Origin of the sequence: Streptomyces sp. NPDC029674, assembly GCF_044903205.1 — a bacterium.
Classification (GTDB): domain Bacteria; phylum Actinomycetota; class Actinomycetes; order Streptomycetales; family Streptomycetaceae; genus Streptomyces.
Window position 1 is genome coordinate 386,613 of record NZ_JBJDPY010000008.1, and the last position, 19,372, is coordinate 405,984.

The following is a 19,372-nucleotide window of genomic DNA, read 5'->3' on the forward strand; positions in this document are numbered from 1 at the left end:
GCCGTCAGTGACCGTGCTTCTCGTGCTTGGCGTGTCCGTGGTCGTGCACGCCGTTCGTCGCGGCGATCTCCTTCCACGACTTCGGCTCGACCGGGGCGGCCTTCGAGCGGGCGATCCCGGCCTTCCGCACGGCGGGGGCGTCCGGACGCGACGGCTGGTAGAGCCACGTGTCGAACAGCTCCGCGAGCGGCTTGCCCGACACCTTCTCGGCGTACTTCACGAAGTCGCCGACCTTGGCGTTGCCGTACGCGTGCTTCTTCGGCCACCCCTTCAGGATCGCGAAGAACGCGTCGTCGCCGATCTCGTTGCGCAGCGCCTGGAGGGCGAGCGCGCCACGGTCGTAGACCGCGCCGTGGAACTGGTTGTCGGGGCCCGGGTCGCCCGGCTTGACCTTCCAGAACGGGTCGTCCGCGGGGCGCTGCGCGTACACGTAGTCCGCCAGCTCCTGCGCCGTGCCCTCGCCCTCCTTCTCCGACCACAGCCACTGGCTGTACCGGGCGAAGCCCTCGTTGATCCAGATGTCCTTCCAGCCGTCCACGGAGACGCTGTCGCCGTACCACTGGTGGGCGATCTCGTGGACGACGATCGACGCGTTGGAGCCGTTCGCGAACGCGGCGGGGCTGTAGAAGGGCCGCGTCTGGGTCTCCAGGGCGTAGCTGCTCTTCACGTTCGGGACGTACCCGCCGAGCGCGTTGAAGGGGTACTTCCCGAAGACCGTCTCCAGCCACTCGGTGATCTCGGTGGTCCGCTCGATGCTGGCGCGCGCCGAACCCGCGTTGTCGCCCAGGTCCTTGCTGTACGCGTTGAGGACGGGCAGGCCGCTCTCCGTCTTGTCGGTCGTGATGTCGAACTTGCCGACCGCGAGCGTCGCGAGGTAACTGGCCTGCGGCTTGTTCGACCGCCAGTTGTAGCGGGTCCAGCCGAGCCGTGAACTCTGCGACTGGAGCACGCCGTTGGAGATCGCCTGGGTGCCGTCGGGCACGGAGACGGACACGTCGTAGGTGGCCTTGTCCAGCGGGTGGTCGTTGGAGGGGAACCACCACACGGCGGCCTCCGGCTCCTGCGCCGCGACGCCGCCGTCCGGCGTCCGGTGCCAGGCCGTGTAGCCGTTGATCTTCAGCTCGGACGGCTTGCCCGCGTACCGGACGACGACCGTGATCGGCGTGCCCTTGGGCAGCCCGGCCGGCGGCGTTATCTCCAGCTCCTGGTCGCCGGTCTTCTTGAACTTCGCCTTCTTGCCGTTGACCCGCACCTCGGAGACCTTGAGGCCGAAGTCGAGGTTGAAGCGCGAGAGGTCCTGCGTGGTGCGGGCGTTGAGCGTCGCCGTGCCTTCGAGAAGGTCGGTCGTGGGCTGGTACTTCAGCCGCAGGTCGTAGTGCGAGACGTCGTATCCGCCGTTGCCGCTGGCCGGGTAGTAGGGGTCGCCGATGCCCGGCGCCCCGGGGGAGAAGTCCGCGGCCGATGCCGGGATCGCCAGCAGCAGAGAGGCAGCGAGCGCGCCCGGGGCGATGAGTCTGCGGTGCACGAGAGCTCCAAGTCGTAGGGGCACAACATGTGTTCTTTCCTGGTCGTGAGCCTATTCAGCCCCGCCCGCACACGTCATGTCCATGGCCCCGGACGTCACACGATCGCCATTCGGCCGACATGTGCCTGGATGTCCCACGCACCTGTCGCGACCGTGTCGGCCCTCTGTCGCACAGGAGTTCACCGGTGTACCTTCCGCGCCATGCCGATACGTGCGCGACGCACCCGCGTCCTGTGGAGAACGCTGCTGACGGCGGCCCTTGCCGCCCTGATGGCCACCCTCTTGTCCCCGGGCGCGGCGCAGGGCGCCGGCCCGGCCCCCCGCATGCCGGGCGAGAGCAGACCCGTGTACTCGTACGAGGACGCGATACGCGAATCCGTATGGGTCGACACCCGGATCGACGGCGACGCGGACGGCAGGACCGACCGCGTCGCCGTCGACATCGTCAGACCCCGCGAACTCGACCGCACGGGCCGCCGCATACCCGTGATCATGGACGCGAGCCCGTACTACGCCTGCTGCGGACGCGGCAACGAGAGCCAGAAGAAGACGTACGACGAGAACGGGAACCCCGTACGCTTCCCGCTCTACTACGACAACTACTTCGTGCCCCGCGGCTACGGCTACGTCGCCGTGGACCTCGCCGGCACCAACCGCTCCGACGGCTGCGTCGACGTCGGCGGGCGCTCCGACGTCCAGTCCGCCAAGGCCGTCGTCGACTGGCTGAACGGCCGCGCCCGCGGCTACACCAGCCGCACCGGGACCGAACGCACGAAGGCGTCGTGGAGCAACGGCGCCACCGGCATGATCGGCAAGAGCTACGACGGAACCGTCGCGCAGGGCGTCGCCGCCACCGGAGTGCCGGGCCTCAAGACCATCGTGCCCATCGGCGCCATCTCCTCCTGGTACGACTACTACTTCGCCAAGGGCGCCCCGCTCTACGACAGCGGCCCCGAGTGGCTGTCCGACTACGTGGAAAGCCCCGAGGCGCGCGCCCGCTGCGGCGCCGTGCAGCAGCGGCTGATCGACGGGGCGCCCCGCACCGGCGACTGGACCCGCCTCTGGAGCGAGCGCAACCACGTCCCCGACGCCGACAAGGTGCGCGCCAGCGTCTTCGTCGTGCACGGCATGCAGGACCTCAACGTCCGCACCAAGCACTTCGGCCAGTGGTGGGACGCGCTCGCCGAGAACGGCGTCGACCGCAAGATCTGGCTCAGCCAGGCCGGTCACGTCGACCCCTTCGACTTCCGCCGCGCCGACTGGGTGCGCACGCTGCACCGCTGGTTCGACCACGAACTCCTCGGCTACGACAACGGCGTCGACCGGGAGCCGATGGCCGACATCGAACGCGCCCCGGACCGCTGGAGCACCGACCGCGTCTGGCCCCCGCGCGGCACCCACGCCGTCAAACTCCGCCCCGCCAAGGGCACTGCCCCCGGCGTCGGAACCCTCGGCATCCGCCCCGGCAAGGGCACCGAGACCTTCACCGACGACCCGGCGCTGAGCGAGACCGACTGGGCCGAGCGGATCGACACATCGACACCCGGCAAGGCGGGCTTCGTCAGCAAGCCCCTCGCGCGCGACCTGCGCCTGTCCGGCTCCTCGAAGGTAACCGTCACCGCGACCCCGACGACCCGCACCGCCCACCTCTCCGCGGTCCTCGTCGACCTGGGGCCCGACACCATCCGCGACTACGCCGCCGCCGGTGAGGGCATCACGACCCTTCCCGAACGGACCTGCTGGGGCGCGAGCACCACGGGTGACAGCTCCTGCTTCAAGGAGACGCGCGCCAAGACGGCCGACGTCGACTACACCATCTTCAGCCGCGGCTGGGCCGACCTCGGCAACTGGGCCGACGCCGGGCACGGCCGCCCCCTCACGCCGGGCAAGCCGCACACCATCACCCTCGACCTCGCCGCGACCGACCACGTCGTACCGAAGGGCCACCGTCTCGCCCTGATCGTCGCGGGCACGGACAAGAACCTGATCGAACCGCCCGCCGACACCCCGACGCTCACCGTCGACCTGGCCCGCACGTCCGCGAAGCTGCCGCTGGTCGGCGGCGCCGGCTCGTTCGCCACCTCCACCCCGTCCGGCACGCCCCGTGATTCCCGTCTCGACGGCGTGGCCCCGCCGCGTCCCCTCAACCCCGTCCCCGGAGGCAGCACTTCATGACCCCGCGCATCCGCACCCTGGCGCTCGCCTGCGCCGCCGCCGCGCTCGCCGCTCCGCTCGTGACGGCGCCCGCACAGGCGACGCCGACCCCGCCCCGTACCGGATTCGAGGAGACGAACGGCGCGCGCTGGACCAGCCGGCCCGAGGAACAGGCCCTCCTCGCCACCGTGGACAAGGCGGCGAAGAGAGTCTCGGTCGCCCGAATAGGCACCACCAAGCAGGACCGCCCCGTCCAACTCGTCCGCATCGGCGAACGCCCGACGAAGAACACCGTGTTGCTGATCTGCAGCCAGCACGGCGACGAGCCCTCGGGACGCGAGGCCTGCCTGTCCACGATCCGCGACCTGACGTACGCGAAGGACAAGAGGACCCAACGCTTCCTCTCCCGCACCACGCTCCTCGTCGTGCCCACCGCCAACCCGGACGGCCGCGCCGCCGACACCCGCGGCAACTCCGACGGCGTCGACATCAACCGCGACCACCTCTCCCTGCAGACGGCGGAGGCCCGCGCCATGGCCGCCGTGATCCGCGACCACAAGCCGGACGTCATCTACGACCTGCACGAGTACGGCTCCACCCCCGAGTTCTACGAGAAGGATCTGTTCGACCTCTGGCCGCGCAACCTCAACACCGACGCGGCCGTGCACGGCGAGGCGCAGACCCTGTCGAAGGCGTACGTCCGCCCGGCCGCCGAGCACGACGGCTACACCACGGGCACGTACGGCATCTGGACCGACCCCGTCACCGGTGAGCCGGTCAAGCAGGTCGCGGGCGACGGCCAGGAGCGCATCCTGCGCAACATGTCCGGCATCAAGCACGCCGCCGGCCTGCTGATAGAAAGCCGCGTCAACCCCCTCACCGAAGCCGAGAAGAAGGACGAGGCGCTGAACAACCGGCGCCGCGTGACGTCCCAGCGCTCGGCACTCGGCGGCCTGTTCGACTACACGGACGAACGCCGCCGACAGCTGGAGGCGGCCACCGGCGCGGCCCGCACCGAGGGCTACCGCGACCGCGGCCCGGTCTACGTCGGCGGCGCCGACAACGACCCCGCCGAGCCGTCGGAGACGATCCAGGACCCGCCCTGCGGCTACCGCCTGAACGCCGCCCAGTACGGCGACATCAAGGACGAACTGGCCCTGCACGGCGTCACCGTGCAGCGCCACAAGTCCGGCGCGTACGTCCCGCTGCGGCAGTCCGCGCGGGCCCTCGTGCCGCTGCTGCTCGACGAGCGTGCGCCGTATCACATGGTCACAGCTCGACCCGACATGGTCTGTTGAGAGAGTGAGAGGTGCGTCACATGTGGTAGGGGGTAGCGGAGAACAAAGTCTCGACCCAATCGACCCCTTGAAAGGTGTCACTTGTGACGCAGGATCAGCATAAAGCGGACGACGGGGGAGGGTCGGCGGAGATCATGGCGCCCGCCCCCGGTGGCCGTTCCCCACAGACGGACCGGGTGGTCTTCGGCGTGACCGCCGTGCTCACCCTCGCGTTCGTGGTCTGGGGCGCGGTGTCGACGGACTCGCTCGAGAATGTCTCCACGGACATGCTCGAAGGTCTGATGCACAACGGCGGCTGGTTCTTCATGCTGACCGCCACCGGGTTCGTCGTCTTCGCGCTCTGGCTGGCGGTCAGCCGGTACGGGAAGATCACGCTCGGCCGGGAGGGCGAGGACCCGGAGTTCCGCACCGTCTCCTGGGTCGCCATGATGTTCAGTGCCGGTATGGGCATCGGCCTGATGTTCTACGGGGTCAGCGAACCCCTGGCCCACTTCACCACGCCACCGCCGGGCACCGACCCGGCGGACGCGCCCGCGGCCATGGAGACCGCGATGGCCACCACCCTCTTCCACTGGACGCTCCACCCGTGGGCGATCTACGCGGTCGTGGGCCTCGCCATCGCCTACAGCACCTTCCGCCGCAACCGCCGGCAGACCATCAGCGCCGTCTTCGAGCCGCTCATCGGCAAGAAGCACGCACGCGGCGCCTGGGGACGGGTCATCGACATCCTCGCCATCTTCGCCACGCTCTTCGGCTCGGCCGCCTCGCTGGGCCTCGGCGCCCTGCAGATCGGCAGCGGCATCGAGGAGCTCGACTGGATGGAGACCGCGGGCACCGGCCTGCTCGTCGTGATCATCGCCGTGCTGTCCGTGGCGTTCGTGGCGTCCGCCGTCTCCGGTGTGGAGAAGGGCGTGCAGTGGCTCTCGAACATCAACATGGTGCTCGCCGGGCTCCTCGTCCTCTTCGTCTTCATCGCGGGCCCGACGGTCATCATCCTCGACATGGTGCCGACGTCGATCGGCGCCTACCTCAACGACCTGCCGCAGCTCATCGGCCGCACCGAGGCGTCCAGCGGCAAGGGCGTCGCGGACTGGCTGAGCAGCTGGACGGTCTTCTACTGGGCCTGGTGGATCTCCTGGACGCCCTTCGTCGGCATGTTCATCGCGCGGATCAGCCGCGGCCGCACGGTCCGGCAGTTCGTCGGCGGCGTCATCCTGGTGCCCAGCACCGTCAGCCTCATCTGGTTCGCGGTCTTCGGCGGCAGCGCCATGACCGTCTCCGACCGCGGCGGCCTCAAGGGCGACATGTCCCAGGAGGCCCAGCTCTTCGGGCTCCTCAACGAGTATCCGATCGCCACGGTGACCAGCCTGCTCGTGATGATCCTCGTAGGCATCTTCTTCGTCTCCGGAGCGGACGCCGCGTCCATCGTGATGGGCACGCTCTCCCAGAAGGGCGCTCTCGAACCCGGCCGGTTCGTCGTGGTCTTCTGGGGCCTCGTGACGGGCGCCGTCGCGGCGGTCATGCTGCTGATCGGCGACGGCTCGGACGACGCGCTCACCGGCCTGCGCAACCTCACGATCCTGGTCGCCGCGCCGTTCACCCTCGTCATGATCGGCATGTGCGTCTCGCTGATGCGGGACCTGCGCCACGACCCGCTGATCGTGCGCGGCGAACACGGCACGGAGGTCCTGGAGAAGGCTGTCATCGCCGGCCACGAGCACCACGCCGGTGACTTCGAGCTCCGGATCGGCCCCGCCGGCGACGGCAACGGCGACGCCGACGGCCCGGAACGGGACAACGACCCGGCCGACCCCCGCTGACCGGCTGTCCCAGGAGGCGGCGCCCACCGGACGACGGTGACACCGGGCGCCGCCTCGCCCCGGGAACGCGGCGGAATCCGCGATGCCGTGCTCACATCGCACGTCAGGTGGGGATACTCACAGCATGTCTGCCGAGTACGCGACCTTCGGTCTGGCACCGGCCATGCGCGCCGGTGGAGTTCTCGCCAACGGTGACTATCAAGTGCACCGCGATTTCGTCGACTTCATAGTGAACGGGCGTCCCCTGCTCTTCCAGCTGTCCGACCTCGACGCGGTGTCGCCGCTGGCCGCCGACATCCCTCCGGCGATCTTCACCGCACACGTCCGCAGGCTCCTCCTGGAGGCGCCGGCGCCGCTGGGCGACGGGCGGTACGTCATCTACGGCTGTCCCGAGTGCGAGGGTCTCGAGTGCGGCGCGGTCACGGCGGTGATCGAGCGCAGCGCCGACGGCGGCGACGGCGGCGACGACTTCGTATGGCGCGACTTCGCCTGGCAGACGGCCGAACCCGCCGACCTCGAACGCAACGGCTACCACGGCATAGGGCCCTTCCGCTTCCGCGGTGCCGAATACCGCGCGGCGCTCGGCCAGTTGCTCTCCGAGAGCGAGCGGCAGACCCGCCGCCGGGTCCTCCTCATCGGCGCCCGCGTGGCGGTCCTCGCCAAGCTGGCGGCGGCCCTCCGCACGATCGGCATCGGCGCGGAGATCGCGGCGGACGCGACGGGCGTCCCGCGCGACGAACTCCGCACGTACGGAGCGGTCGCCTTCGGCCCCACCATCCCCGAGGAGACCCGCAGGTCCGTACGGTCGGCCTTCGACGCGGCGGGCGTCGACGTCGCCCACGTCGACGGCCTCGCCCCGGTCATCCCGCTCCTCGTCGCCCAGATCGAGTACGCGCTCGACCGCAGCCCCCAGGAACAGCGCCGCCTCACCCGCCTCACGGCGAGCCCCGCCTCGGCCGAGCTCGACGTCACGTCGACGTGCCGCATCCAGCTGACGACCTACCGCGTGGACCGCCTCTCCCGCACCCACGTCCACGAGGTCTTCGACGAGGTCCTCGAACCGGGCCACCACAACGTCCCCCTCGCCCCCAGGGCCACGAAGGGCAACGCCTACGTGGTCGCCCGCACCTCCACCAGCGTCCTCGTCGCCCCCGTCCGCCCCTCACCTACAATCACCCCCTGATGACCGCAACTCTCGTCGCCAAAGATCTCGCCGCAGGCCACGGCGACCGCACCCTGTTCTCCGGACTGGATCTCGTCGTCGCCCCCGGCGACGTCATCGGTCTCGTCGGTGCCAACGGAGCGGGCAAGTCCACCCTCCTCAGGCTCCTCGCGAGCCTGGACACCCCCGAAGGGGGTGAGCTGAGGCTCTCGCCGCCCACCGCGTCCGTGGGACACCTCCCGCAGGAGCCCGACCGCCGCCCCGGCGAGAGCATCCGCGCCTTCCTGGCCCGCCGCACCGGCGTGGCCGAGGCGCAGCGCGTCATGGACGACGCCACCCAGGCCCTCGTCGACGGCGCCCCCGGCGCGGACGACGCGTACGCCACCAGCCTGGAGCGCTGGCTGGCGCTCGGCGGCGCCGACCTCGACGACCGGGCCGAGGAGGTCGCCGACTCGCTCGGCCTCTCCGTGAACCTGGACCAGCCGATGACGTCGCTCTCGGGAGGCCAGGCCGCCCGCGCGGGCCTCGCCTCCCTCCTCCTCTCCCGCTACGACGTGTTCCTCCTGGACGAGCCGACCAACGACCTCGACCTCGCAGGACTGGAGCGCCTGGAAAGCTTCGTACGAGGGCTGCGCGCCGGCACCGTCGTGGTCTCCCACGACCGCGAGTTCCTCACCCGCACCGTCACCAAGGTCCTCGAACTCGACCTGGCCCAGCAGCAGATCAACCTCTACGGCGGCGGCTACGACGCGTACCTGGAGGAGCGCGAGACGGCCCGCCGGCACGCCCGCGACGACTACGAGGAGTACGCCGACAAGAAGGCCGCGCTCCAGGGCCGCGCCCAGATGCAGCGCTCGTGGGCCGACAAGGGCGTCAAGAACGCCCGCCGCAAGGCCGCCAAGGGCGGTGACAACGACAAGATCGGCCGGAACTTCCGCAGCGACACCAGCGAGAAGCAGGCGGCGAAGGCCCGTCAGACGCAGCGCATGATCGAGCGCCTCGACGTCGTCGAGGAGCCCCGCAAGGAGTGGGAGCTCCAGATGGAGATCGCCGCGGCACCGCGCTCCGGCTCGGTCGTCGCGAGCCTGCGCGACGCGGAGGTGCACCGCGGCGCGTTCACCCTCGGCCCCGTCACCCTGCAGATCGACTGGGCGGACCGCGTCGCCATCACCGGAGCGAACGGCTCGGGCAAGTCGACGCTGCTCGCCGCCCTCCTGGGACGCGTCCCGCTGAACGCCGGCCACGCGGCCCTCGGCTCGGGCGTACTCGTCGGCGAGGTGGACCAGGCACGCGCGCTGTTCCACGGCGAGGAGTCCCTGCTGGACGCGTTCTGCGCGGCCGTCCCCGACACCGAACCGGCCGAGGTCCGCACGCTCCTGGCGAAGTTCGGCCTGAAGGCGGACCACGTACTGCGCTCGGCGGCCACGCTCTCACCCGGCGAGCGGACCCGCGCCGCCCTCGCCCTGCTCCAGGGCCGGGGCGTCAACCTTCTCGTCCTGGACGAGCCGACGAACCACCTCGACCTGCCCGCGATCGAGCAGCTGGAGTCGGCCCTGGACTCCTACGAGGGCACGCTGCTCCTGGTCACGCACGACCGCAGGATGCTGGACGCGGTCCGGGTGACGCGCCGCCTGGAGGTGGCGGAGGGCAAAGTGACGGAACTGCCACTCTGACCTCCGCCACCCCGGCGTCACACGTCAGCCCCGCTTCGGATCCACGAGCCCGGCCCGCCGCAGCGCCTCGGCCATCGCGTCGTTGGCCGGCGGCGGCCCCTGGCGCTGCGGCTTCTGACCGCGCTGGCCTGCGCCGCGCTGGCGCTGCTGGGGCGGCCGCCCGCCGCCCCGCTTCGGCCGCCCCTCACCCGGCGCGGCGGCCGGGGAAGCGTCGGAGGCGCTCGCCTCGTCGTCCAGGCGCAGCGTCAGCGAGATCCGCTTGCGCGGGATGTCGACGTCCATGACCTTCACCTTGACGATGTCGCCGGGCTTCACGACGTCCCGCGGGTCCTTGACGAACGTCTTCGACATGGCGGAGACGTGCACCAGACCGTCCTGGTGCACACCCACGTCCACGAACGCCCCGAACGCGGCCACGTTCGTGACGACGCCTTCGAGGACCATCCCGGCGGTCAGGTCGGAGATCTTCTCCACGCCGTCCTTGAACGTCGCCGTCTTGAAGGCGGGCCGCGGGTCGCGCCCGGGCTTCTCCAGCTCCTTCAGGATGTCCGTGACCGTGGGCAGACCGAAGACCTCGTCCACGAACCGCTCCGGCTCCAGCGAGCGCAGCACCGCCGTGTTGCCGATCAGCGAAGCGACCCCGCCGCCCGCCGACTTCACCATCTTGCGCACCACGGGATACGCCTCCGGGTGCACGCTGGAGGCGTCCAGCGGGTCGTCGCCGCCGCGGATGCGGAGGAAGCCCGCACACTGCTCGTACGCCTTCGGGCCGAGCCGGGCCACGTCCTTGAGGCCCTTGCGGCTCTTGAACGGGCCGTTCGCGTCGCGGTGCGCCACGATGTTCTCCGCGAGGCCCGCGCCGATGCCCGACACACGCGCGAGGAGCGGGGCGGACGCCGTGTTCACGTCCACGCCGACGCCGTTCACACAGTCCTCGACGACCGCGTCCAGCGAGCGCGACAGCTTCACTTCCGACAGGTCGTGCTGGTACTGGCCGACGCCGATCGACTTGGGGTCGATCTTCACGAGCTCGGCGAGCGGGTCCTGGAGGCGCCGCGCGATGGAGACCGCGCCGCGGATCGAGACATCGAGGTCCGGCAGCTCCTGCGAGGCGAAGGCCGACGCCGAGTACACGGAGGCGCCCGCCTCGGACACCATCACCTTGGTGAGGTTCAACTCCGGGTGCTTCGCGATGAGTTCACCGGCGAGCTTGTCGGTCTCGCGGGACGCCGTGCCGTTGCCGATGGCGATCAGGTCGACCGAGTGCTCCTTGGCGAGCTTCGCGAGCGTCGCCAGGGACTGGTCCCACTTGTTCGCCGGGACGTGCGGGTGGATCGTGTCGGTCGCGACGACCTTGCCGGTGGCGTCGACGACGGCCACCTTCACACCCGTACGGAAACCGGGGTCGAGGCCCAGCGTCGCGCGCGTGCCCGCGGGCGCGGCGAGCAGCAGGTCGCGCAGGTTCGACGCGAAGACCCGCACCGCCTCGTCCTCGGCGGCCGTCCGCAGCCGCAGCCGCAGGTCGATCCCGAGGTGCACGAGGATCCGGGTCCGCCAGGACCAGCGCACGGTGTCCTGGAGCCACTTGTCGGCCGGTCGGCCGCGGTCGGCGACGCCGAAGCGGTGGGCGACGATCCCCTCGTACGAAGAAGGGCCCTCAGTGGGCTCCTCCGGCTCCAGGACGAGGTCGAGGACGTCCTCCTTCTCGCCGCGCAGCATGGCGAGGATGCGGTGCGAGGGCAGCTCCTTGAAGGGCTCGGCGAAGTCGAAGTAGTCGGCGAACTTGGCGCCCGCCTCCTCCTTGCCGTCCCGGACCTTCGCCACGAGACGGCCGCGCACCCACATCCGCTCGCGCAGTTCGCCGATCAGGTCGGCGTCCTCCGAGAACCGCTCGGCGAGGATCGCCCGGGCCCCGTCCAGGGCGGCCTGCGAGTCCGCGACACCCTTGTCGGCGGCCACGAACGCGGCCGCCGCGGCGTGCGGTTCCACCGTCGGGTCGGCGAGCAGCCCGTCGGCCAGCGGCTCCAGGCCCGCCTCGCGCGCGATCTGCGCCTTGGTGCGCCGCTTCGGCTTGAACGGCAGATAGATGTCCTCGAGCCGCGCCTTGGTGTCCGCCTCACGGATCCGGGCCTCCAGCTCGTCCGTGAGCTTGCCCTGCTCACGGACGGATTCGAGGATCGCGGCGCGCCGGTCCTCCAGCTCCCGCAGATAGCGCAGCCGCTCCTCGAGCGTGCGCAGCTGCGCGTCGTCGAGCATCTCGGTCGCTTCCTTGCGGTAGCGCGCGATGAAGGGCACCGTGGAGCCGCCGTCGAGCAGGTCGACGGCGGCCTTCACCTGCCGCTCCCGTACGCCGAGCTCCTCGGCGATCCTGCTCTCGATGGACGCTGGGGTGGACGTCTTCAAAGCTGCCACGTTCCGGTACCGCCTTCTCGCTCAGGTTGCCGGGCAATTGTGGCAGGTGGCGCCGGTAGACAGGGATCAGACCCGGCGGGCCCGCCCCATGCGCCCCGATCGGCGGCCGCCGCCGCGCCCGCCCCGGCTCGCGGTACTGGAGGCTCCGCCGAACAGCCGGGCCAGGGCCCGGAACGGCAGGGTGACGACGGTGGCGATGGCGGCACCTATCTGGCGCAGAACGTCCGCGATGGCACGGAACATGAGAACTCCCCTTTCCTCCCCCCGGACCGCCGGTCGGCGGCGCCGGAGGACGGACGAGTACCTCGGACGCCCGAAGCCATGCGCTCCCGGTGCCGCCGGCCGCTCAGCGCTTGCCGAGAAGGTCCGCGGGGAACGCGCCGGCCCGCAGCGCCGTGCCCGTGAACAGAGTGCCGAGTTCGGTGAGCCGCTCGACGCCCGCCGCGCCCAAGTGCTCGTACGGCGCCCGGTCCAGGTGGTCCGTCCGCACCTCGACGTCCCGGCGCAGCGCCACGCCGTCCTCCGTCAACTCGCCCTCCCCGTCGAGCAGTCCACGCCCCCGCAGCCGCTCCACGGCGGCGTCCCACTCCTCCTGGTTCCAGCCACGGGTGGCGAAGACCCACTTCGGTGAGGTGCCCTTGCCGGTCGCGGTGTGGCTCACCAGGGCTTCGAGGCCGTCGAGTCCGGCGTCGAGCAGCGCGGTCAGGTGCCCGTCGCCGCGGTGCTCGCGCAGCAGCGTCGCCGCGTGCCAGTAGGCGAGGTGCGGCTCCTCGGGGACGGGCAGGTCGGCGTGCGCGGCGTACAGCGGGCGGGCGCCGCGGGTGCAGGCCTCGGCGGCGCGCAGCGCGAGGCCCGCGGCCTCCGCCATCTCCGGCGACGTGACGAGGTCGTCGCCGAGGAGCCGGCGCAGCGTCGTGTCGACGGCCCGCAGACGCGCCGCGAGGACATCCTCGGGCGAGGCCGTCCGCCACACCTGCGGGACGTGCGCGGCGACGAGCTCGTACTTGTAGTTGTAGAAGGCGGCGGCCACGGTCCCCGGCCCGACGGCCCCCAACGCGGCCGCGCGCACGGCGAAGTTGACGGCGCTGGGGTGGGTTATGCCCAGCCCGCCCAGTTCCCGGCCCACGTCGGGTGAGAAGTAGTGCGTCGAGTGCAGTGCGTTGAGCACGTTGTGGCAGCGGCGTCCGGCGCGGGGTTCCAGCGCGGCGGGCGCGGACGAGGTCGTCGAAGAGGTCATGTGCGCACGATACCTACTGGTTGGTATGGGCAACCGGACCGTCGGCGGAACCGGATGGCAGGAAAGGTGGGTTATTCGTCATTGCGGACATCGGTCGGCGGGCCAAGAATCGAGGGCATGGCCCAGCGAACCGTCCTGGTCGTCCTCTTCGACGACGTCCAGAGCCTCGATGTCACCGGGCCCGTGGAGGTCTTCGCGGGCGCGAGCTCCTGTCTGGCCGACCCCACAAGCGGCTACCTCCTCCACACCGCTTCCCTGGGCGGCGGCCCCGTCCGCGCGTCCAGCGGCCTCACCCTGGTCCCGGACTCCACGCTTGCGGACGCCCCCGCACCGCACACCCTGCTGGTCCCGGGCGGTCTCGGCACCCGCGATGAGGCCCGCGAGCTGACCGACTGGCTGCGCGAGAACGCTCCACGCGCGGAGCGCCTGGTGTCGGTCTGCACCGGAGCGCTCCGGCTCGCCGAGGCGGGTCTCCTGGAGGGGCGCAGGGCGACGACGCACTGGGCGTTCTGCGACCGCCTCGCCAGGGAGTACCCGGGCGTCGAGGTCGACCCGGACCCCATCTACGTACGCGACGGTCACATCGCGACGTCCGCCGGGGTCACCGCCGGCATCGACCTCGCCCTGGCGCTCGTCGAGGAGGACCTGGGCCGCGAGGTGGCGCTCACGGTCGCCCGCCATCTCGTGGTCTTCCTGCGGCGGCCGGGAAACCAGGCGCAGTTCAGCGCGCAGCTCGCCGCGCAGACCGCACGGCGCGAACCGCTGCGCGAGGTCCAGCAGTGGATCACCGAGCACCCCGCCGACGACCTCTCGGTCGACGCGCTGGCCGCCCGCGCCCGGCTCTCGCCCCGCCACTTCGCCCGCGCCTTCCAGGCGGACACGGGGCTCACACCGGGCAAGTACGTCGAGCGCGTCCGCATCGAGCACGCCCGCCGGCTCCTGGAGGACACCTCCGACGGCGTCGAGGAGGTCTCACGCGCCTGCGGCTACGGCACCCCGGAGGCCATGCGCCGCGCCTTCGTCAAGGTGCTCGGCGCCGCACCCGCCGAGTACCGCCGCCGCTTCTCTCCCGCACCGACCGCACCGACCGCACCGACCGTACGGACCGTGCCGACCGGCACCTCCGCCGCTCCCCACCGATAGGGACACCATGCAGATAGCCATCGCCCTCTACGAGCACTTCACCGCCCTGGACGCCATCGGCCCCTACCAGACGCTGAGCAGCCTCCCCGGCGCCGAGACCGTCTTCGTGGCCGAGCAGGCGGGTCCGGTGCGGGACGACACCGGCAGCCTCGCACTCGTCGCCGACAAGTCCTTCGCGGAGGTCCGGCGCCCGGACATCGTCGTCGTCCCGGGCGGCCCCCGACAGAGCGACCAGACGGAGAACGAGGCGCTCCTCGACTGGCTCCGCGCGGTCGACGCCACGACCACCTGGACGACCTCGGTGTGCACGGGCTCCCTCGCCCTGGCCGCCGCAGGGCTTCTCAAGGGCCGCCGCGCCACGTCCCACTGGCTCGCCCTGGCCGAACTGGACCGGCTCGGCGTCGAGTCGACGGGGGAGCGGGTGGTCTTCGACGGCAAGTACGTCACGGGGGCCGGCGTCTCCGCGGGCATCGACATGGGCCTCACCCTGGCCGGCCGGATCGCGGGCGACGAGCACGCGCAGACCGTACAGCTCCTGACCGAGTACGACCCGCAGCCGCCCTACGACGCCGGGTCCCCGGAGAAGGCCCCCGCGCACATCGTCGCGAAGTTCCGTGAGAAGAGCCGCCTCGACCAGTAGGCGACCCCGGCCCCGCGGGGCTCAGTCCCCCTGCGGGCTCCAGGTGAACCGCGGCTGCCTGCGCTCCAGGAAGGCGGCGACACCCTCGGCGGTGTCGCCGCTGCCGCGCGCCTGCTCCGCCCAGTGCGCGTCCCGGTCCGTGCGCCCCGTCGCGAACTCCTTCGCCGCCGCCTGGGTCAGCTGCGAGCGCGCCGTGAGGGTCCGGGTGAACTCGGCGACCCGCTTGTCCAGTTCACCGGCCGGCAGCACCTCGTCCACCAGACCCGTGCGCAGCGCCCGCTCGGCGTCGATCAACTCCCCGGAGAAGAGCAGGTACTTGGCGGTCGCGGGCCCCACCAGGGAGACCAGGCGCCGGGTGGACGACGCCGGGTAGACGATGCCCAGCTTGGCCGGCGTGACGCCGAACGAGGCACCCTCGTCCGCGAACCGCAGATCGCACGCCCCCGCCAGCTGGGCGCCCCCGCCCACGCAGTAGCCCCGCACCGCCGCGAGCGTCGGCTTGGGAAAGGCCGCAAGGGCGTCCTCGGCCCGCACCGCGAGGTCCTGCGCCGTGCCCGGCGACTCGCGCAGCGTGGAGATGTCGGCGCCCGCGCAGAAGGTGCCACCCGCGCCGGTGAGCACGACGGCGCGCACGGCGGGGTCGGCGGCGAGCGCCGCGCAGAGCGGCGGCACCTGGCGCCACATGTCGGCGGTCATGGCGTTGCGCTTGGCCGGATGGTCGATGAGGACGGTGGCGACGCCGTCCGTGACGGTGTGCCTCAGCTGCGGCTCCATGCGCCGGATGCTATCCGCACCCCTCGAACGTACGATCAAGGAGGGGTGGGACCAAAGGTGCATACGGGGCCAAAGCTGCGGGACAGGGTGCGCAAGGCTCTGCCGAGCGAGAGGGAGACGCTGATGGCCAGACCCAGGGACGACAGAGCCACCACGGAGGCCAGGACGGTCAGCCGCGGCTTCGGCTGGCTCGCGCTGCTCGGCGCGATCCTCGCGGTGGCCGGCGTCATCGGCCTCGTCTACACCGGCCTCGCCACGCTGACCTCGATGCTCCTGTTCGGCTGGCTGCTGCTCGTCGGCGGCGTCGTCGGCCTGCTGCACGCCGTCCAGTCACGCGGCACCAGCTTCTTCTGGCTGGGCGTGGTGGTCGCCGCGCTGAACCTGGCGGCGGGCGTCGTCATCATCCGCAGGCCGGAGGTGGCGGCGGAGGCGCTGACCATGTTCGCGGCGCTGCTCTTCCTCACCGGCGGTGTGTTCCGGCTGGTCGGCAGCCTGGTGGTGCGCGGCCCGCAGTTCGCCCTGACGCTCCTGCAAGGCGCCTTCGGCCTGCTGATCGGCATCCTGGTGCTCGCCGAGTGGCCCAGCAGCAGCCAGTACGTCATCGGCTGCTTCTTCTCCCTGACGCTGCTCTTCGACGGCCTCGGCCTGCTCGCCACGGGCATCGGCGGGCGCCGCATCGTCGGCCTCGTACAACCTGAAGAACACTTGAAGGCGCCACATCGAGGGCAGGGCGAGCAGGACCAGTCGCCCAACTGACGGCGTCATGCGCCGCCGGTCAAAATCCGTCGATATTCGCTGACTTCTGGTCAGTGGCGCGGTCCGGACCAGGACATTCTCAACACTCGATGTGTGGCGACAATCGAGCGCGAGGGCGGCGACCGGACGATGCGGAGCGACGGGAGAGGGCCGGACCCACTCCCAAGAGGCGGCGGTCCCGCGCCGTACGAAGGTGTGTGGCGCTTCACCGCCCCCGCCGTCGACGCCTCCGTACCCCAGGCGCGGCACGCGGTGCGCGACCTGCTGGCCCGACAGGGAGTACCGGCGCCGGACGACACCGTCCAGGGCCTGCTGCTCATCGTCTCCGAGCTGGTCACCAACGCGGTGCGCCATGCGGCCCTGCTCTCGCCGATGCTCGCGGTGGAGGTCGCGGTCGGCGCCGAGTGGGTGCGGGTCTCCGTGGAGGACAACCATCCGTACCGTCCCACGGCCCTGGTGGCGGACCACGGGCAGACGGGCGGGCGGGGGCTGCTCCTGGTCCGTGAGATCACGGCGGAGGCGGGCGGCGCCTGCGACGTCGAGCACACCGCGAGCGGGGGCAAGGTCATCTGGGCGGCCCTGCCCCTCAAGCCCGACCTCGTCTGACGGACCGGCTACCAGCCCGCGGCGGGTCCTGTCAGCTCCCTGATCGCGGGACGCGCCGCGTCGAGCACGGTCATGAACCACGCGGAGAACGGCTCCCTCTCGTGCCGCTCGGCCAGCTCCCCGGCCGTCACGAACGCGGTCCCGCCGATCTCGTCGGGGTCGGGGCGCAGCGGGGACTGCACCATGCCCACGAACAGGTGGTTGAACTCCTGCTCCACGAGGCCCGAGTCGGGGTCCGGGTGGTTGTAGCGCACCGTGCCCGCCTCGGCGAGCAGCGACGGCGAGACCCCCAGCTCCTCGTACGTCCGCCGGGCTGCCGCCGCGAACGGCGCCTCGCCCGGGTACGGGTGCCCGCAGCAGGTGTTCGACCAGACGCCGGGGGAGTGGTACTTGCCGAGGGCGCGCTGCTGGAGCAGCAGCCGCCCCTGCTCGTCGAAGAGGAAGACGGAGAACGCCCGGTGGAGCTGCCCGGGCGCCTGATGCGCGGAGAGTTTCTCCGCTGTGCCGATCGTCCTGCCGTCCTCGTCGACGAGTTCGAGCAAGATCGCTTCTCCGGTGCCGCTCGACGAGTTGTTCGCCGCGGTGGCAGGTGTGATCGGCATACGCATCCTTCGCTTCGGTTCCCGAGCTCCAAGTCTGCCGTACGTTCCGGACACCTCGGGCACTCCGGCGGCCCGCATGTCCCGCCGCGTCGGAGCACGGCGGGACACGCGGCGGGCGCGCCGCACGCGCGCGCCCGCCGGAGCGTCAGACCCCGAAGGCGGCCGGATAGCGGATGGTGCCCCGCGGCAGCCGCCCGGCATCGCCGGACCCGTCCAGGGCGAGCGCCATCATCGCCTCGTCGGGCACCTCGAACCCTGGCCGGATCCCGTACCCGGAAGCGGGCCGGAAACCGAACCGCGGATAGTACGAGGGGTGCCCGAGCACGAGGACGAGCCGCTCCCCACGCGCGCGTGCCGCGTCGAGCACGGCGCGCACGACCGCCGAACCGGCCCCCGTCCCCTGGTGCTCGGGCCGGGTGGCGACGGGCGCGAGCGCCAGCGCGGGCGCGCCGTCCACCCGGCAGCGGGTGAGCAGCGCGTACGCGGCCACCGAGCCGTCGGGCGCCTCGGCGACGTACGACAATTCCGGAAGCCAGGCCTCCGGGTCCGTACGCAGCGCGTCGACCAGGTCGGCCTCCGCCTCCGTCTCGAAGGCGGCGGCGTTCACCGCGTGCACGGCGGCGACGTCGGCCGCGGTCTCCGGGCGGGTCGGCCAGGAGTCCGCGGGCCGCAGGACATAGCCGGTGTAGCCGTACTCGCTCCCGTGCTCGCGCCGCATCGCGATCTCCTCGCGGGTGGCGGCGAGGGCCTCGGCCATGCCGGGAGCGCCCGGGTCCGCGGCGTCCGCGCGCGCGGCCAGCGGACCGTAGTACTCGTCCCAGTCGGACTCGGGCTGCGGGTGCACGCCGAGGACGGAGTACCCGGCGTTGGTCGCGGCCCGGGTGTTCGCCTCGGTCGTACGCAGCGCGTAGTGCCGCTCCCAGAAGGCGCGGGCCGCGGCGGACGGCTCGGCGGCCGTCCACTCACACTCGGTGAGGACGAGCGCCCCGCCGGGCGCGAGCAGCCGCCGCCAGTCGCGCAGCGCGGTGTCGAAGCCGATGCCGTAGACCGAGCTCTCGGCCCAGACGAGGTCGAACGACCCGTCGGGGTAGGGGAGTTCGGCCATGTCGGCCTTGACGGTGGTGATCGAATCGGTGAGCCCGCGCGCCTCGGCGGACGCGTGGAGCTCGTCGAGGAACGGCTCGTGGAGATCGACGGCCGTCACCTCGGCACCCGCCTCGGCGGCGAGCAGGAGCGAGGCCCGGCCGGGCCCGCAGCCCAGGTCGAGCACGCGCGGCCGCTCGGGCAGCGCACCCGCGAGGGAGAGCAGCCGCCGGGTGGTGGCGTCGGAGCCGGGACCCTGCCGCGGCAGCCCGTGGTGCAGGGCGAAGAAGGCATGGCTGATGGAAGCGTTGTCAGTCAACGTGGAAATCCTTGAGTGAAGGACCCGCGGACCTGACGTACCGACTGTGGTGTACGTGAAGTCAGACGCGCGTCCGGAGAGTGGGGATGCACGTGTCGCCGCGCAGAGCAGCGTCGGCCGCGACAGTCATCAACCCACCTCCAGGAACTCAAGAACTCCGGCGACTAT

15 protein-coding genes and 1 pseudogene are annotated in these 19,372 nt (G+C 71.6%); 9 read left to right on the forward strand and 7 right to left on the reverse strand.

The genetic code is table 11. From position 1 onward, the window contains the following. Window positions 1–4: 4 nt before the first annotated feature. A complete protein-coding gene (locus ACI2L3_RS21765; protein WP_404754006.1) occupies window positions 5–1,525 on the reverse strand; it encodes a M1 family metallopeptidase in 1,521 nt (506 codons plus the stop codon). A 201-nt stretch (window positions 1,526–1,726) separates the two neighbouring features. Here ACI2L3_RS21765 and ACI2L3_RS21770 point away from each other — a divergent pair, with 201 nt between their 5' ends. From ACI2L3_RS21770 to ACI2L3_RS21790, 5 genes are all read left to right on the forward strand, one after another. Further along, a complete protein-coding gene (locus ACI2L3_RS21770) occupies window positions 1,727–3,700 on the forward strand; it encodes a Xaa-Pro dipeptidyl-peptidase (RefSeq protein ID WP_404754007.1) in 1,974 nt (657 codons plus the stop codon). Continuing rightward, window positions 3,697–4,977: a M14 family metallocarboxypeptidase gene (locus tag ACI2L3_RS21775; RefSeq protein ID WP_404754008.1), complete on the forward strand. Its 1,281-nt coding sequence runs from the start codon at window positions 3,697–3,699 to the stop codon at window positions 4,975–4,977. Before ACI2L3_RS21770 ends, ACI2L3_RS21775 begins: the two co-directional genes overlap by 4 nt. 134 nt (window positions 4,978–5,111) lie before the next feature. After that, complete coding sequence (locus ACI2L3_RS21780) at window positions 5,112–6,797, forward strand: BCCT family transporter (protein ID WP_404754051.1); 1,686 nt, start codon at window positions 5,112–5,114, stop codon at window positions 6,795–6,797. Between the two features lie 124 nt (window positions 6,798–6,921). Continuing rightward, window positions 6,922–7,980, forward strand: coding sequence for an oxidoreductase (locus ACI2L3_RS21785; protein WP_404754009.1), 1,059 nt, complete (start codon window positions 6,922–6,924; stop codon window positions 7,978–7,980). After that, the gene (locus tag ACI2L3_RS21790; protein ID WP_404754010.1) at window positions 7,980–9,632 is read left to right on the forward strand and encodes an ABC-F family ATP-binding cassette domain-containing protein; all 1,653 of its coding nucleotides are present in this window, start codon (window positions 7,980–7,982) and stop codon (window positions 9,630–9,632) included. The genes ACI2L3_RS21785 and ACI2L3_RS21790 overlap by 1 nt, the downstream gene beginning before the upstream one ends. 24 nt (window positions 9,633–9,656) lie before the next feature. On the opposite strand, the gene ACI2L3_RS21795 is transcribed toward ACI2L3_RS21790, so the two are convergent. The 3 genes and pseudogenes from ACI2L3_RS21795 to ACI2L3_RS21805 all read right to left on the reverse strand — a co-directional run bounded on the left by ACI2L3_RS21795 (window position 9,657) and on the right by ACI2L3_RS21805 (window position 13,281). Further along, entirely contained in the window at window positions 9,657–12,044 is a 2,388-nt protein-coding gene (locus ACI2L3_RS21795) for a Tex family protein (protein ID WP_404754011.1), read from the reverse strand. Window positions 12,045–12,158: 114 nt separating this feature from the next. Continuing rightward, window positions 12,159–12,287 (reverse strand): annotated as a pseudogene (locus ACI2L3_RS21800) (LPFR motif small protein); the annotation flags it as partial. A 103-nt stretch (window positions 12,288–12,390) separates the two neighbouring features. After that, on the reverse strand, window positions 12,391–13,281 hold the full coding sequence (locus ACI2L3_RS21805) for a hypothetical protein (protein ID WP_404754012.1): 891 nt from the start codon (window positions 13,279–13,281) through the stop codon (window positions 12,391–12,393). Between the two features lie 117 nt (window positions 13,282–13,398). Between ACI2L3_RS21805 and ACI2L3_RS21810 the strand changes: the two genes are divergently transcribed. Together ACI2L3_RS21810 and ACI2L3_RS21815 are read left to right on the forward strand one after the other, a co-directional pair. Further along, window positions 13,399–14,424, forward strand: coding sequence for a GlxA family transcriptional regulator (locus ACI2L3_RS21810; RefSeq protein ID WP_404754013.1), 1,026 nt, complete (start codon window positions 13,399–13,401; stop codon window positions 14,422–14,424). Between the two features lie 7 nt (window positions 14,425–14,431). Beyond that, window positions 14,432–15,064 carry a DJ-1/PfpI family protein gene (locus ACI2L3_RS21815; protein WP_404754014.1) on the forward strand — a complete coding sequence of 211 codons (633 nt, stop codon included), beginning with the start codon at window positions 14,432–14,434 and terminating at the stop codon, window positions 15,062–15,064. Between the two features lie 21 nt (window positions 15,065–15,085). Here the strand turns inward: ACI2L3_RS21815 and ACI2L3_RS21820 are convergent, their stop codons facing one another. After that, the gene (locus tag ACI2L3_RS21820; protein ID WP_404754015.1) at window positions 15,086–15,838 is read right to left on the reverse strand and encodes an enoyl-CoA hydratase/isomerase family protein; all 753 of its coding nucleotides are present in this window, start codon (window positions 15,836–15,838) and stop codon (window positions 15,086–15,088) included. Between the two features lie 123 nt (window positions 15,839–15,961). On the opposite strand from ACI2L3_RS21820, the gene ACI2L3_RS21825 reads away from it, so the two are divergent. Next, window positions 15,962–16,594 carry an HdeD family acid-resistance protein gene (locus ACI2L3_RS21825; RefSeq protein ID WP_404754016.1) on the forward strand — a complete coding sequence of 211 codons (633 nt, stop codon included), beginning with the start codon at window positions 15,962–15,964 and terminating at the stop codon, window positions 16,592–16,594. Window positions 16,595–16,723: 129 nt separating this feature from the next. Then, window positions 16,724–17,200, forward strand: coding sequence for an ATP-binding protein (locus tag ACI2L3_RS21830; RefSeq protein WP_404754052.1), 477 nt, complete (start codon window positions 16,724–16,726; stop codon window positions 17,198–17,200). An 8-nt stretch (window positions 17,201–17,208) separates the two neighbouring features. Here ACI2L3_RS21830 and idi read toward each other — a convergent pair whose 3' ends face one another. Together idi and ACI2L3_RS21840 are read right to left on the reverse strand one after the other, a co-directional pair. Beyond that, window positions 17,209–17,802: an isopentenyl-diphosphate Delta-isomerase gene (gene idi / locus ACI2L3_RS21835; RefSeq protein ID WP_404754017.1), complete on the reverse strand. Its 594-nt coding sequence runs from the start codon at window positions 17,800–17,802 to the stop codon at window positions 17,209–17,211. Between the two features lie 145 nt (window positions 17,803–17,947). Beyond that, on the reverse strand, window positions 17,948–19,204 hold the full coding sequence (locus ACI2L3_RS21840) for a bifunctional class I SAM-dependent methyltransferase/N-acetyltransferase (protein ID WP_404754018.1): 1,257 nt from the start codon (window positions 19,202–19,204) through the stop codon (window positions 17,948–17,950). Between the last annotated feature and the right edge of the window lie 168 nt (window positions 19,205–19,372).

Excerpts from the sequence above, each read along its gene's own strand:
- ACI2L3_RS21770 (WP_404754007.1), top strand. The coding sequence starts at position 1,727 with ATGCCGATACGTGCGCGACGCACCCGCGTCCTGTGGAGAACGCTGCTG.
- ACI2L3_RS21775 (WP_404754008.1), top strand. The coding sequence starts at position 3,697 with ATGACCCCGCGCATCCGCACCCTGGCGCTCGCCTGCGCCGCCGCCGCG.
- ACI2L3_RS21780 (WP_404754051.1), top strand. The coding sequence starts at position 5,112 with ATGGCGCCCGCCCCCGGTGGCCGTTCCCCACAGACGGACCGGGTGGTC.
- ACI2L3_RS21785 (WP_404754009.1), top strand. The coding sequence starts at position 6,922 with ATGTCTGCCGAGTACGCGACCTTCGGTCTGGCACCGGCCATGCGCGCC.
- ACI2L3_RS21790 (WP_404754010.1), top strand. The coding sequence starts at position 7,980 with ATGACCGCAACTCTCGTCGCCAAAGATCTCGCCGCAGGCCACGGCGAC.
- ACI2L3_RS21805 (WP_404754012.1), bottom strand. The coding sequence starts at position 13,281 with ATGACCTCTTCGACGACCTCGTCCGCGCCCGCCGCGCTGGAACCCCGC.
- ACI2L3_RS21810 (WP_404754013.1), top strand. The coding sequence starts at position 13,399 with ATGGCCCAGCGAACCGTCCTGGTCGTCCTCTTCGACGACGTCCAGAGC.
- ACI2L3_RS21815 (WP_404754014.1), top strand. The coding sequence starts at position 14,432 with ATGCAGATAGCCATCGCCCTCTACGAGCACTTCACCGCCCTGGACGCC.
- ACI2L3_RS21820 (WP_404754015.1), bottom strand. The coding sequence starts at position 15,838 with ATGGAGCCGCAGCTGAGGCACACCGTCACGGACGGCGTCGCCACCGTC.
- ACI2L3_RS21825 (WP_404754016.1), top strand. The coding sequence starts at position 15,962 with ATGGCCAGACCCAGGGACGACAGAGCCACCACGGAGGCCAGGACGGTC.
- ACI2L3_RS21830 (WP_404754052.1), top strand. The coding sequence starts at position 16,724 with ATGCGGAGCGACGGGAGAGGGCCGGACCCACTCCCAAGAGGCGGCGGT.
- idi (WP_404754017.1), bottom strand. The coding sequence starts at position 17,802 with ATGCCGATCACACCTGCCACCGCGGCGAACAACTCGTCGAGCGGCACC.